Source organism: Tetragenococcus halophilus subsp. halophilus DSM 20339 (genome assembly GCF_003841405.1).
In the GTDB taxonomy this organism is placed as follows: Bacteria; Bacillota; Bacilli; order Lactobacillales; family Enterococcaceae; genus Tetragenococcus; species Tetragenococcus halophilus.
In genome coordinates, this window is sequence record NZ_PXYA01000003.1 from 390,613 (window position 1) to 404,452 (window position 13,840).

Consider the following 13,840-nt stretch of genomic DNA (forward strand, 5'->3'; position numbering starts at 1 on the left):
CCCCGAAAGAATTAATTCTTTCAGGGAGTATTTTACATCAGCTCTTTTTTTCATTTAAATCACTATGTTGATAACCATAACTAAAATAAATAATTAATCCTAAAACAAGCGATATAATAAAAACTGTCCAAGTAATTTTGTCTAACTGTAACATTAAAAATACACAAGAAATTACCGAAATAATCGGAATTAGCGGCACCAATGGAACTTTAAACTCATCTTTTTTAGGAGGGCCTAGCATTTTACGTAAGCGGATTACACCTAAAGCCATCAATGCAAAACATGTAAGTGCTGTAATATTTGTCAGTTCGGCTAAAATATTCAATGGAAAAGCGGCCGCAAAGAACAAGCCCATGCCACCAGCGACAAAGGTTGCATGTTTAGGTGTCTTTCTTTTTTCATCAATCTGTTGTAAGTATTTCGGTAACAAGCCATCTTTACTAATAGAATAAATCAGCCTTGCTAGAGAATAAAGCATCGATATCGTAACCGTTAATAAGGTTAAAATCGTTCCAACGGAGATGACAGAGCCGATAAAACCTTGATCGATATAACGCATAGCAAAAGCCACTGGATCTGCAACGCCTAATTTTGAAAAAGGTACTATACCTGTCAAAATTAAAGTAACAACTACATATAAAATCGTTGCAATTGAAATAGAACCAATAATTCCCCGTGGTACATCTTTTTGGGGATTTTCGGCTTCCTCAGCTGCCATGGAAATCGAATCAAAGCCCAAAAAGGCAAAAAATACTAAAGCTGCACCGTTAAAAATACCTTGCGTACCATAAGGCATATAAGGTTGCCAATTGTCAGGCTGAATAAAAAATATACCAATAGCAACAAATAAAATAATTACAGCAAATTTCACCCATACCATAGCATTGTTTAAGCGCAATGCTTTTTTTGCTTCTTGTGTAACCCATAATGTTACTAAAATCATTATTAGGGCTGCGATCAAATCAATATATGTACCTTCTTCTGGATTATAACCAGCAGTTAATGCTTGGGGTAGTTGAATTCCCCAATTACTCAGAAATCCCTGAAAATAACCAGACCAACCTGAAGCAACGGTAGAAACAGCTAACATATACTCACAAATCAAAAGCCAACCAGCGATCCAAGCCGTCAACTCGCCAAAGACCACATACATATAGCTATAAGGCCCGCCAGAAACAGGCACGCGTGAAGCAAATTCCGCAAAACAAATACCATTTAAGATAACAACTAAAGCTGCGATAATAAAGGAAATCATGGAAGCTGGACCTGCGTAATCTGCTGAAGCCTGCCCGGTTACAACGAAAATCCCCGTCCCAATAATGGCGCCGATTCCTAACATAATTAAATCTTTTAATTTTAATTCTCTTTTTAATGTATTGAATGAATTCTTTTCAATTGGTCTTTTCCGGAAAATTTCCATTCATTTCCCTCCATTCTTTAATCGCTGTCTATTATATAGATTTTTCTTTTCATTTTCAAACAAAGTTCTACCACTATTTCTAGACTTATTGTAATAAAAAATTCCCAGCAAAGACTATTCTTCACTTTGCTGGGAGTCATTTTATCTTTTAAGGATTACACATTTGCTATTAAGGGTGTTAATTTTTCTTGATTTACCTCTGGATAGTTATTTAAAAATTGTTGCATCTTTTTTAGCACAGGAACAATATATCCTTTTTCATCATTTTCAATTTGTAATACCAATAAAGGTTCGTGCAGGCTCATACGTAGTAAAAACCATCCTTGTCCATATGGCTGAGATAAGCGAAAACGAATACCTTCATCATTTTCAGGATCGATTTGCCATCCAGGAATTTGAATATCGACAATTTGTTCAATGATTTTTTTACCTAATGCACGATAATTTTCCGCCTCTAATTTAAAACGAACTTCTTGGGTTTCAAGTGGCTGCTTTAAATCAGCAATCAATGACTCTAAAGATTTTCCTTCTTCTTGTAATTTTGGCAACAACATTAAAATTTTAGCAATGACATACGCCCCATCATCTAAGAAATAATTTTCTTTAAAAGCTGCATGTCCACTGGTTTCAATCGCTAATTGTGTATCAACACCTGCGTGATTAAGTTCTAGTGCTTTATTGATTACATTACGGTAACCAGAAATATAACGAACTTGTTTACCATCTAAGGATTCGATAAAATCCTTTAAATGATCAGAAGTCGGCGAATTCGTAACGATACTTGTCCCCGGATGTTCGGTTAACACAATACGACTTAATACAGCGATAAGATTATTACGATTCAATACATCACCTGATTTTGTTACCACTGCCGAACGATCCACATCAGTATCAAAAATCACTCCCAAATCCGCATGATTTGTTAAAACAGCGTCTTGAATACTTCGCATCGCTTCTTTATTATCTGGATTAGGGATGTGATTGGGGAAATTGCCGTCAGGTGTTAAAAATTGCGAGCCTGAAGTGTCTGCGCCTAGAACTTGTAAAACTTTCTCTGTAAAAAACCCACCTGCGCCGTTACCAGCGTCAACAACAATTTTAAAGCCAGTCAATGGTTTTTCAGTATCTTTATAGCTGGCCGTACGTATTTTTGCAACCAAATTATTCGCATAAACAGTAAGCAGATCAGCTTCTGTCAGCTTACCAGCAGTTACTCCTTGTCTTTTTTCTGTATGAGACAAAATATAAGTAATATCTTCTTTTTCTGCGCCGCCTTTTTGACTGAAAACTTTTATACCGTTGTAATAATAAGGTAAGTGGCTAGCAGTCAACATAACACCTGCATCACACGAAAATTGTGAAAATTGCGTACTCATAAATAAGGCCGGTGTTGTTGCAAGTCCAAAATCATAAACATTTACGCCGCTATGGATCAGTTCTTCTATAAGTGCTTCTTTCAATTCAGGACCACTTAAGCGGCTATCTCTGCCTACCCCTACTGTTAGTTCATCTTTTTTTTCCATTTTATTTAGCCAATTTACGATACCTGCAGCAATTTCTCGTACCGCTGAAACTGTCAAATTTGCTTGATATTCTTTGGTATCCATAGCAATACCACGAATATCTGATTCATTTTGTAGGTTCATTATTTCTTCCACAAAAAACTCCCCCTCTAAGCTACTTTTTGTAAGCATTTTATTTAACGTCAAAATCATTATACCAAACTTTGGTGCTAAATAACGAGGAGGAATTTATTATATTTTATCTTATAGAAGCAAATAGGTTTTTAAATCAATGATGGTATTTTATTTTATTAAACAACCCTACAATAACTGTAGAAATGATAGCTGCACCGAGAATTCCTAACCAAGTAACAAATCTTAGAGGCTCAGTACCTAAAAGATCATTCATAAATGGCGCGTACACTGCAACTAATTGTAAAGCAATAGATAGTGCGATTGAACCTAATAGAGCTTTATTTTGGAAAAAGCTACGGTCAATCCCGAAAGAATTTGTCTTTCTAACGTTAAAAATATGCATTAATTGTGCAACTGCCATAAAAGTAAATACAGCGGTCTGTAGATATTCACCTGATCGGTTACCATTTAGTAATACCCAAAATAGGATAAAAGCTGATAGTCCGATAATTACTCCACTAAAAACAATACGTGTTAAAAAGTGGCGATTGACTAAGCTATCTTTTTTGGAACGTGGTCCTCTTGCCATTACATTATCCTCAGCTGGTTAAAAAGATAATGACATTGCAGGAGCGATATCAATAATTAAATTTAAAAATAAAATGTGTAAGGGTGCGATCGGCATCGGCAATAAAAAGACTACGCTTGCGAAGATCGCGACAATTTCTACCATATTACAGGCAAATAAGAAAGAAACATATTTTTTAATATTATCAAAAATAATTCTTCCTTCTTTAACTGAATCCACGATTGTACCAAAACGATCATCTGTTAGGATCATATCCGAAGCTTCTTTAGCAACTTCAGTACCTCTGATACCCATAGCAACACCAATGTTGGCATCATTTAAAGCAGGCGCATCGTTTACACCGTCACCGGTCATTGAAACAACTTCGCTTTCTTTTTTAAGTGCTGATACAATTTGCATTTTATTTTCTGGCGAAACACGAGCAAAGACTGCCGTTTCATCCACTAATTCAGCAAAATTTTCATTATCTACTTGTTCATCGATTTCTTTACCGGTCATAATTCTTTCATGATCAGCTATGCCAATATCTTTAGCAATAATAGAAGCTGTTTTAGGATGATCTCCAGTAATCATTTTCACCTTAATACCAGCATTTTGTGCACTTTCAACAGATTCATATGCATCTGGTCGTGGTGGATCAATAATACCTACTAATCCTTGAATTTTTAAACCATCCAAAGAATTTTTCATTTCCTCTTCGGTCAATCCGCCATCATAATTTTCGATACTTGCAATTGCAATAACACGTTGGCCTTTTTCGGCAAACATTTCATTTTGTTGTTGCAAATTATCTTTGGTTTCTTGTGTCTGATCAGCTAAATCTAAAATGACATCAAAAGCTCCCTTAATAATTAACTGACGTTGATCTTCTTTTTCATAAACTACAATCATATATTTATTTTCAGAAGAAAATGGAACTTCAGCTATTTTTTCGAAGGCTTCGTTTTCAAGATCTTCACGATCTAATCCTACTTTTTTACCTAGCGTAACTAAAGCGCCATCTGTAGGATCACCCACAACTTCATATTGTCCATCTTCATTTTGATCTATATGAGCAGTATTACATAAGACCCCCGATTGAATAAATTGCATTAAATCTTGATTATTTTCTGGAACAATTTCTTCTCCATCTTTTTTGACAGAACCATGTGGGTCGTAACCTTCCCCTGTAACTTCATAGTGTGTTTTTTCACCTAGTACTAATTCAGAAGCCATCATTTGGTTTTCAGTTAATGTACCTGTTTTGTCACTAGCAATTACACTAGTTGCCCCTAGCGTTTCTACTGCTGGCAGTGACTTCACTAAAGCTTTGCGTTGGGCCATAGTGTTCATGCCTTTTGATAAAGTAATTGTTTCTACTGCTGGCATTGCTTCTGGTATCGCAGCAACAGCTAAAATAATAGCGATATGGATCATTTCAACAAAGGGTTTATCAGTAATAAGTCCTGCAACAAGTACTGCAACTCCAGCAATGAAAGCCGCAACAATAATAGCCTTACTTAATTTATCTAATTCTATATCTAGTGGTGTTTTTTCATCGCTTGCTTCATCCAACATCCCACTAATTTTACCAACTTCAGTTTCCATACCAGTTTCAGTCACAACAACATAAGCATATCCACGGGTCACAGCTGTACCGGAAAAAACCATGTTTTGTTGATCGCCTAAGGGTACTTCTTCTTCAGAAATATCATCTGGGCTTTTTTCAACCGCTTCTGATTCTCCCGTCAATGCTGATTCAATACAGGCAAAGTTATTGCTAGAAATAATTCGACCATCCGCAGCAATAGCATCACCTTCTCTTAATAAGAGCACATCTCCGGGGACAACACTTCCTGCATCGATGGTTTGCGTCTTTCCATCACGAATAACCGTGGTGGTAGTATAAATCATGCTTTGCAAGGATTCAACTGATTTTTGTGCTTGTAACTCGGTAAAAAAACCAGTGAGTACCGCAAGTAACAAAGCCAGTAGTATTGCAATGGTCTCTGCTAAATCGTCCATAAGAAAGGAGATGACGGCAGCTGCTAATAATAAATACACAATTAAGTCATTTATATTATTCCACAACAATTTCCAAGGGGAGGTTTTCTTTCCTTCTTGGATCTCATTACGCCCATTTTCTTCTAAGCGCTTATCGACGATTTCCTGCGTGAGACCTACTTTTTGATCCGTATCAAATTTTTCTATTGTTTCCTCAATTGATACCTGATAGTCTTCTTTCATTCATTAGCCTCCTTGTTTTCTTTAATTTCATCTTCAGAATTTACTGGACAAAAAACTTCAATTAAATTTAAAATGGCTGTCTTTTGTTCAGTATTCATATTTGCAAATTTATGAAATAGCTCTACATCTAAGGGTGCTTCCTCCTCTTGGAAAAATTCACTTAATGAAACATCTAACCCATTGCACAAATTTTCCAATGTTGTAATTGAAGCACTCGTTGTATGATGCTCTAACGCTGAAATAAACGCAGCAGATACACCCACCTTCTTCGCAAGATCTTTTGCACTCATTTTCTGATTTGTTCGCAATTCATAAATTCGCTTACCTATATCCATTTGCAACCCCAACTTGCCTCCCTTCGTTTTTCAGATTAAGTATACCTTAACATTTCTCCACTTTTTTGTAAAGTGTGAGTTTATTTATTCAGATAAATATTAAGTGGCAATATACAAACGCTTTTTTAGTCAATCGAGTAGGTGACTAGCCATTAATTGGCTAGTCGACCTCTCACACCACCGTACGTACGGTTCCGTATACGGCGGTTCAATATCTTGCGTAAGCAGACTCTACCAAGGCGCTTAGTGAAACTAAGCCCCATCGGTGGAGTCTTTCGTTTGTAAGTGTCCGATGAACTTCAGACGTTTTGGACAGTCGCCAATATTTCTTTCTAGAGGATCCGATTTTCTTGGCGCCGTTTAAATCTAAACCATAAGACAATAACTTCGTTATTTTCGTTTTGGGAACTTTCCAACGTTTGAGGATCAGCTGCCTGATGCGGTGATGTAACCATGGTTCAATTTCCTTTTGAATAAAACCTCGAATAAATCCCAATCCGAAATAGCCTATCCAGCCACGCGTGACTTGATTGATTTCCTCTATGATCGTTCGAAAATCACCCGCACGCTTACGGCTTGTTCGACGTTTCAATTCGGCTTTGAATTTCTTCTTGGCTTCTTTGGTAGGGATAAAACGACAGGTGCCATTGACTTTCATTATCAGACAGCTCAAGAATTTTAAACGCGTTGGTGCCCCCACTTGACTCTTGTCTTGATTAACAATGAGTTTAAGATCTTTTTCAATGAAACGGGTCACACTTTTTAACACTCGTTCGCCCGCACGTTTTGACTTGACATAGATGACGAAGTCATCGGCATAACGAACAAATTGGTGTCCTCTTTTCTCAAGTTCTTTATCCAGTTCATGTAAGTAAATATTACAGAGAAGAGGCGATAAGACCGCCCCTTGAGGTGCACCCGACTTTCTTTCTACGTATTCGCTAGACAGGTTAATCACACCACTCGTCAAGAACTTACGAATAACCTTGAGAATTGCCTTATCTTGAATAAACTGCTCTAAGTGATACATGAGCTTGTCATGATTTAGTGTGTCAAAGCATTGTTTCAAGTCACAATCGACCACCACTTTATAGCCTTCCTCATAATAAGCGACACATTGCTTCAAAGCAGTGTGTGTTCCCTCATTCGGGCGAAATCCGTGGCTTTGTGGAAGAAAGTATGGGTCAATGATGGGCTCAATGACTTGTCGAATCGCTTGTTGAACTACGCGATCACGCGCACATGGGATTCCCAATTGGCGTTTTTCACCATTGGGTTTCGGTATTTCGACTTGTTTGACCGGTTGTGGCTGGTAGGTCCCTTGAAGCAATTTCTGCCTTAGTGGCGCATACAACTTCTCAATGTGGTCTTCTACTTCATCCACAGCCATACCATCGACACCAGCGGCTCCTTTATTACGTCGGACCCTTGTTGCGGCTGTCTTAAGATTTTCTTTTCTTACAACGGACTTCATCAAAGATGAAGACTTACGATACATTTCTTTCATTTCTCCTAGAGGATAACTCGACACATCTACATACGCTTTCAGGTTCCACCTTATCCCTCTGTAGATTGCCAACCTTATGGTTGTTTTCTGTCTTCTTTGCTTCCTCTAACCTCCAATCTATACTTTGTATGAATATTGTTCGGTCCTTCGGTACATTTTCCCTACTATGACCTCAGCTGACTTCTATCTATTCGTTATTACTACGACAGCTGTCGCTAGATAGATATCCTCGGGTAAGGAGTGATAACCTTCCACTCATGCCGCTGCCTCATTTACTGTATGGGGTTCGGGCAGTATTGGACTTTGCTTTGTTTGGCAAGCTCATCCGTCCCAATCCAGCCTTCCTATGAGGTTTCTGTTCGTCAGCGCGAGTGTTTGCCTCCAGCTTCCTTCAGATTCCACTTCGCAGTGGACACCCTTGCTTTTGGCTAACAGTTCCTACTGCCAAGCCTGTAGTGGACTTTCACCACCAAGTTATCGCCCATGCCGAGCGCACCAAAAAAACTGATAATTAACCGTTAAAGTTAATTATCAGTTTACTAATACTTTAGTTATAATTCACTTATTACATGACGCATCATTTCTGCTGTTTCTTCAGGTAAAGCATCATAACCTTCGTTTGTATTATTTTCTTTTAAAATAAAATCTAAACGACTTTGTAAACGTACATGAATATCTTTTATATATTTTTCGTCATTAAAATCCAGTTCGTATCCTTCAATTGGCAAGTAAGACATTTCTTTAATTGGGCCGAATTGTTCAAAAATTGCTTCACCTGTAATAATTTCTTCAATGCTGGATAAAGTGACTTGTGGAGTGATATCCTCACCATGGAAAGCATCTGTATTCAAAATATAGCAGGAAGTTTTATTTTTATTAAATAAATCACGGAAATTACGGTAGTCCTCTGCTAAAGGATAAGCACGAAATGGATCGGCGTAAGGCTCAATAACCAGCTGACTTAAATCGACATCGCCTACAACATTTTCTGCTGTTGACCGTTTTGTTGCAAGTGTTAAACCAAAAACTGCAGCTAGAATAGGGTCCTCCACTTTTACTACAGGAGGTAAGCTATCATCTTTCATAATCCAAAAAATAGCATCTAATTTCTCATCTAAAGCATCTACTCGATTTTTTTGTGACATAACGTGATTTAACTGTTCGACCATTGCCATTTCTAATATCTTGTAAAACAGGAACAGTTTTACCCTCTTTATCTTTTGTTGCCCCGACATTTTGCATGGTTAAGTAGTAATCAACTGTATTATGAGTTAACGGATAATCTTGTACTTTATCAAAATACGCAGGCTCTAATGCAATCGTTGATCCTGTATCTCGATCAATAACAAATGCATCATCATGCAAAACATCTACCTTATATTTCCCACCATGTTGAGTTAAAGTGATCGTTGATTTTCCTGAACCAGAAAGACCAAAAGCAGCCATTGTATATTTATTACCTCCGGGTAGTTGGTACTGCTTAATCCCTCCATGACAAGCTACATAGTTATTCCGGTGAGCAGTAGCCCAAGCAAGTGTCAGCGTACCTTTTTTCAATTCACCAAAGTAACGTAAACCTAAGATAGCGGCTACATTATGTTCAGGATCAAATAAAGCTAAGCCAAAAGGAAAATCTGGATGTTGCCAGTTAGGGTCAGCAAAAAGATAGATGTCATTTTCTTCATAAGAAACAGAGTCTTCATAACGTTCCTGCCACTGCTCGTTTGCTATCTGGAAATTCAATAAATAAGAATAGAGATTATTTTCAAATCCTTCTGGCAGCATCAGATGACTTTTGACCATGAACTTTTCATCAAGACCGACAACAACATCAGCTGTATAAAAGTTTTGTTCCTTTGATTGATATAGTGCTTCTCTTAATATTCCTTGATAATAATCAGAATCAACCCCAGGGTGACCAATAACTACACGTGCTGCTGCTGTTCTTCCCACAATTTTTCCATCATTAAAAATAAGCATCTTAGCCTCTTCAGGTAAACCTAAGTCACTAGTATGCTTTACTGGCAAATCTGTAACAACCGTTCCTAAAGCTTGTGTAGCTAAATGATAAGCTTTTTGCAAATTTGTGACTTTTGTCACATTATTTCCATAAAAAGCTGTCTCAACTAAAGTTTTAAAACGCGAAAATAACTGATTTTCTTTTTTAACTTCACTGCGATTAAACTTTCCAATAGTTGCCATAAATCATCGAAACTCCTTTCATTGTAAATAAAATAAATATTTATAAATACGTTTATATAAAGGGAAATCCCTCCTGCCATTTTATTATCTCATAATTATAAAGCACTTACAAATAATTTTACGGAAAAAATACATGTTTTATTAGTAGAATAAAAAACTAGTGTTGATAAAACAAGAAGGTTAGTTTCTTGTTATCAACACTAGTGTTTAGTTTAAGCCCACTTATGTCTTTTCTCTAGTATCATAAATAATAGTGACTGGACCATCATTTACTAAAGAAATTTGCATGTCTGCGCCAAACTCCCCCGTTACTACAGGAATTCCTTGTTGGCTTAAGCCATCATTGAAAGCTTCGTACAAAGGAACTGCTGTTTCTGGCCGCGCAGCTTTAATAAAGCTAGGACGGTTACCTTTTTTCGTATCTGCATTCAAAGTAAACTGCGAAACGCTTAAAATACTCCCGCCAACTGCATCAATACTTAAGTTTAATTTTCCATTTTCGTCTTCAAAAACGCGCAATTTTGCTATTTTTTTTACCAGATACGCCACATCGTCCTGACTATCTTCTTCATGAATTCCTAATAGGATCATAAAGCCTTGATCGATTTCACCTACGATTTTATCATTAATCGTAACATGCGCACTTTTTACTCTTTGAACAACTGCTCGCATACCTCTATCCTTTCAAACGATGGACACTATATATATCAGGAACTTGTTTAATTTTATCTACAATTGATTGTAAATGTGAAAGATTTTTAATCGAAACAGTAATCCGAATCGTCGCTGTTTTTTCTTTATTAGAATGTGCTTCTACATTAATAATTCGATGATTTTGTGAACTTGCTGCTTGTAAAATATCATTTAATAGTGCCGAACGATCGTAACCATAAACTTCGATTTCAGCATCATATTCTTTACTAGTATTACTTGTATCTTCCCACTCCACTTCGATTAAGCGGTCTTGCATTTGCGATGAATTTTGTACATTAGGACAATCTTTTCTATGAATAGAAACGCCACGGCCCTTTGTAATATAACCAACAATGTCATCTCCTGGCACAGGATTACAGCAATGGCTGATACGGATCAACAGGTTTTCTACGCCTTGAATGACTACACCGCCGTCATGGCGAATCTTCATTTTTTCCGTGTCTTTTTTCGGACCATTATTGACCATATCTTGTACACGTTGTTTTTCTTCTGCTGCTTGTTGTTGACGCCGCTCCTCTTCGGTTAAACGATTTGCTAGAGTAGTCGGACTCATTTCACCAAAACCAACTGCTGCGTATAAATCATCTTCTGAGTGATAATTATATCTTTCTAAAGCTTCTTGGATTTTGCTTTTTGAAAGAACCTCTTTGGCTGAAAAGTTCATTTCTTGTAATGTTTTGACCAATAGACTGTGCCCTTTTTCAATATTCTCGTCACGGTCTTGGGCTTTAAAGAAACGCTTAATTTTATTCTTAGCTTTACTCGTAGCAACAAATTTTAACCAATCCCGACTGGGACCAAAAGAATTAGGAGACGTTAATATTTCTACAATATCACCATTTTTTAAATTATAATCAAGCTGCACCATTTTTCCATTAATTTTTGCTCCTACAGTTTTATTACCAATATCTGTATGAATATGATAAGCAAAATCTAAAGGACCCGAACCTTTCGGTAGTTCAGAAACATCTCCTTTAGGCGTAAATACGTACACCTTATCACTGAAAATATCTCCTTTGACACCTTCCATAAAATCAGAAGCGTCAAAACTTTCATCTTGTAATTCTAATAATTCTTTAAACCAGCCGACTTGGTTTGTCATTTCATCCGGCTGAATTTCTTCTGTATGTCCTTCTTTATACGCCCAATGAGCAGCTACACCAAATTCAGCAATTTCATGCATCTGGTGTGTTCGTATTTGAATTTCAACTGGGTTACCGTTAGGGCCGATAACTGTAGTATGAATCGATTGATACATATTGGCTTTAGGCATAGCAATATAATCTTTAAACCGACCAGGCATTGGTTTCCATTTTGTATGAATAGCCCCTAACACAGCATAACAATCTTTGATCGAATCAACGATCACTCGAATCGCTAATAGATCATAAATTTCATCAAACTGTTTCTTTTTATCAACCATTTTCCGATAAACAGAATAAATATGTTTAGGACGACCATATATTTCAGCATAAATGTCTAAGTCTTCAGTAGCAATGCGAATTTCTTCTACTGCCTGTTTCACATATTTTTCTCGTTCGTCTCGTTTAGATTGCATCAAATGAACAATGCGATAATATTGTTTAGGATTTAAATAGCGCAGGGATAAGTCTTCTAATTCCCATTTTATGCGACTAATCCCTAAACGGTCAGCTAAAGGAGCATAAATTTCAAGGGTTTCTCTAGCAATTCTTCTTTGTTTATCATCTCTAAGATGTTTTAACGTACGCATATTATGAAGTCGGTCAGCTAATTTCACCATAATAACACGCAGATCTTGCGCCATAGCTAAAAGCATTTTTCGATAGTTTTCTGCCAACTGTTCTTCATGCGATTTGTATTTAATTTTTCCCAGTTTAGTCACACCATCAACAATCATCGCTACGTCATGACCAAATTCGTTTTTCAAATCATCTAAAGTCACATCAGTATCTTCGACAACATCATGTAAAAAACCAACTGCAATTGTATGTGGGTCCATATGTAACTCAGCTAAGATACCTGCTACTTGAATAGGGTGAATGATGTAAGGTTCTCCTGATTTACGATATTGATCTTTATGTGCATCTACTGCATATTCATAGGCTTTTTTTACAAAAGCAGTATGTTCGTCACTCATATAATAGGAAACTAATTTGATCACACTAGCTCCTGATATCACACTATCTTTTGCCATATTGACCCTCCTTGTTAAAAAGGTCTGGGTCTTTAACCCAGACACTTTGCTTATTTATATACAAAAGAAGAAAAGTAAATAAACGCTCTTTTACAAAAGCGCTTATTGCTGCTATCTAACAAGTATATTATACAATAAATACTTGCCTTTTTTCAAATATTCACTCTAATACCATCGGCGAGATATCAAACAATGTAGTCTAGTCAGTGAAAATATTGGTGGCACTTTTCTTGATGTCCCTCCAATCTATAAATTATTGGCGGCATCTTTAGTTTTTTATCTATACAAAAGTTCCCAATGATAGCTAATAGCACTTAATAAGTATAAAGGTGCTGTTTCTGCACGTAATATCCTAGGTCCTAAACCGCAAAAGAGTGCCTGATTTTGTTCAAACATAGCAATTTCTTCTGACGTGAAACCACCTTCTGGTCCGAAAACCGCTAATATTTGAGCATTCACAGACACATTCTGCAATAACTTGGCCAATGTAGCCGTCTCACCTTGCTTAGCGGACTCTTCATAAGCAACCAAAACATAATCGTAATCCGAAAAAAGAGGAAACAAATCTCCTTCATTAGCCAAAAGACTGACATCCGGCAAATAACTACGTTGAGATTGCTCAGCTGCTTCTTGCGTAATTTTTTCTAATCGCTGCTGTTTTTTGCTTAATTTTTTTGGGTCCCATTTTACAACGGAGGTTTTAGCAGGAAAACCTATAAATGCTGCAGCGCCTAATTCAGTAGCCTTTTGTACCAGCCAGTCGAACTTATCTCCTTTAGGATAACCACAAGCAATCGTGATCGCAAGTGGTAATTCCTTTTCCTGACTTTCTTTAGCCACTTCTTCAACAAACACTTTTTGATCATTTATCGATGTGATTTTGGCATGTATGGTTACTTGATCAGAAAAAACTAAGTCGATTTGATCTCCTTCTCGCATTCGCATTACGTGGGTTATATGATGATAAGGTTCTCCGCTTAATGAATAAGTGTCTTTTTTTTCGTACTTTTCATTTGTAAAGTAGCGTTGCATGG

Annotated in this window: 7 protein-coding genes and 2 pseudogenes; all 9 read right to left on the reverse strand. The window is 36.9% G+C overall.

Going from position 1 to position 13,840, the window contains the following annotated elements; translation table 11 throughout:
* Window positions 1–37: 37 nt before the first annotated feature.
* The gene (locus C7K42_RS11590; RefSeq protein WP_014125510.1) at window positions 38–1,420 is read right to left on the reverse strand and encodes an APC family permease; all 1,383 of its coding nucleotides are present in this window, start codon (window positions 1,418–1,420) and stop codon (window positions 38–40) included.
* 155 nt (window positions 1,421–1,575) lie between these two features.
* Entirely contained in the window at window positions 1,576–3,114 is a 1,539-nt protein-coding gene (locus C7K42_RS11595) for a phosphohexomutase domain-containing protein (RefSeq protein ID WP_371862652.1), read from the reverse strand.
* Window positions 3,115–3,211: 97 nt separating this feature from the next.
* Window positions 3,212–5,872, reverse strand: a pseudogene (locus tag C7K42_RS11600) (cation-translocating P-type ATPase).
* Window positions 5,869–6,207, reverse strand: coding sequence for a helix-turn-helix domain-containing protein (locus C7K42_RS11605; protein ID WP_014125514.1), 339 nt, complete (start codon window positions 6,205–6,207; stop codon window positions 5,869–5,871). The pseudogene C7K42_RS11600 and the gene C7K42_RS11605 overlap by 4 nt, the downstream one beginning before the upstream one ends.
* Window positions 6,208–6,415: 208 nt before the next feature.
* Complete coding sequence (ltrA, locus tag C7K42_RS11610; protein ID WP_249038036.1) at window positions 6,416–7,714, reverse strand: group II intron reverse transcriptase/maturase; 1,299 nt, start codon at window positions 7,712–7,714, stop codon at window positions 6,416–6,418.
* 551 nt (window positions 7,715–8,265) lie between these two features.
* Window positions 8,266–9,916 (reverse strand): annotated as a pseudogene (locus C7K42_RS11620) (phosphoenolpyruvate carboxykinase (ATP)).
* A gap of 222 nt (window positions 9,917–10,138) precedes the next feature.
* The gene (gene dtd / locus C7K42_RS11625; RefSeq protein WP_014125517.1) at window positions 10,139–10,588 is read right to left on the reverse strand and encodes a D-aminoacyl-tRNA deacylase; all 450 of its coding nucleotides are present in this window, start codon (window positions 10,586–10,588) and stop codon (window positions 10,139–10,141) included.
* Between the two features lie 4 nt (window positions 10,589–10,592).
* Window positions 10,593–12,806 (reverse strand): RelA/SpoT family protein, encoded by a 2,214-nt coding sequence (locus C7K42_RS11630; RefSeq protein WP_014125518.1) that lies wholly within the window; start codon window positions 12,804–12,806, stop codon window positions 10,593–10,595.
* Between the two features lie 276 nt (window positions 12,807–13,082).
* Window positions 13,083–13,838: a 16S rRNA (uracil(1498)-N(3))-methyltransferase gene (locus C7K42_RS11635; protein ID WP_014125519.1), complete on the reverse strand. Its 756-nt coding sequence runs from the start codon at window positions 13,836–13,838 to the stop codon at window positions 13,083–13,085.
* Between the last annotated feature and the right edge of the window lie 2 nt (window positions 13,839–13,840).

Bases quoted from the DNA above. Each gene is read 5' to 3' on its own strand.
- C7K42_RS11590 (WP_014125510.1), bottom strand. From the start codon at position 1,420: ATGGAAATTTTCCGGAAAAGACCAATTGAAAAGAATTCATTCAATACA.
- C7K42_RS11595 (WP_371862652.1), bottom strand. From the start codon at position 3,114: ATGCTTACAAAAAGTAGCTTAGAGGGGGAGTTTTTTGTGGAAGAAATA.
- C7K42_RS11605 (WP_014125514.1), bottom strand. From the start codon at position 6,207: ATGGATATAGGTAAGCGAATTTATGAATTGCGAACAAATCAGAAAATG.
- ltrA (WP_249038036.1), bottom strand. From the start codon at position 7,714: ATGAAAGAAATGTATCGTAAGTCTTCATCTTTGATGAAGTCCGTTGTA.
- dtd (WP_014125517.1), bottom strand. From the start codon at position 10,588: ATGCGAGCAGTTGTTCAAAGAGTAAAAAGTGCGCATGTTACGATTAAT.
- C7K42_RS11630 (WP_014125518.1), bottom strand. From the start codon at position 12,806: ATGGCAAAAGATAGTGTGATATCAGGAGCTAGTGTGATCAAATTAGTT.
- C7K42_RS11635 (WP_014125519.1), bottom strand. From the start codon at position 13,838: ATGCAACGCTACTTTACAAATGAAAAGTACGAAAAAAAAGACACTTAT.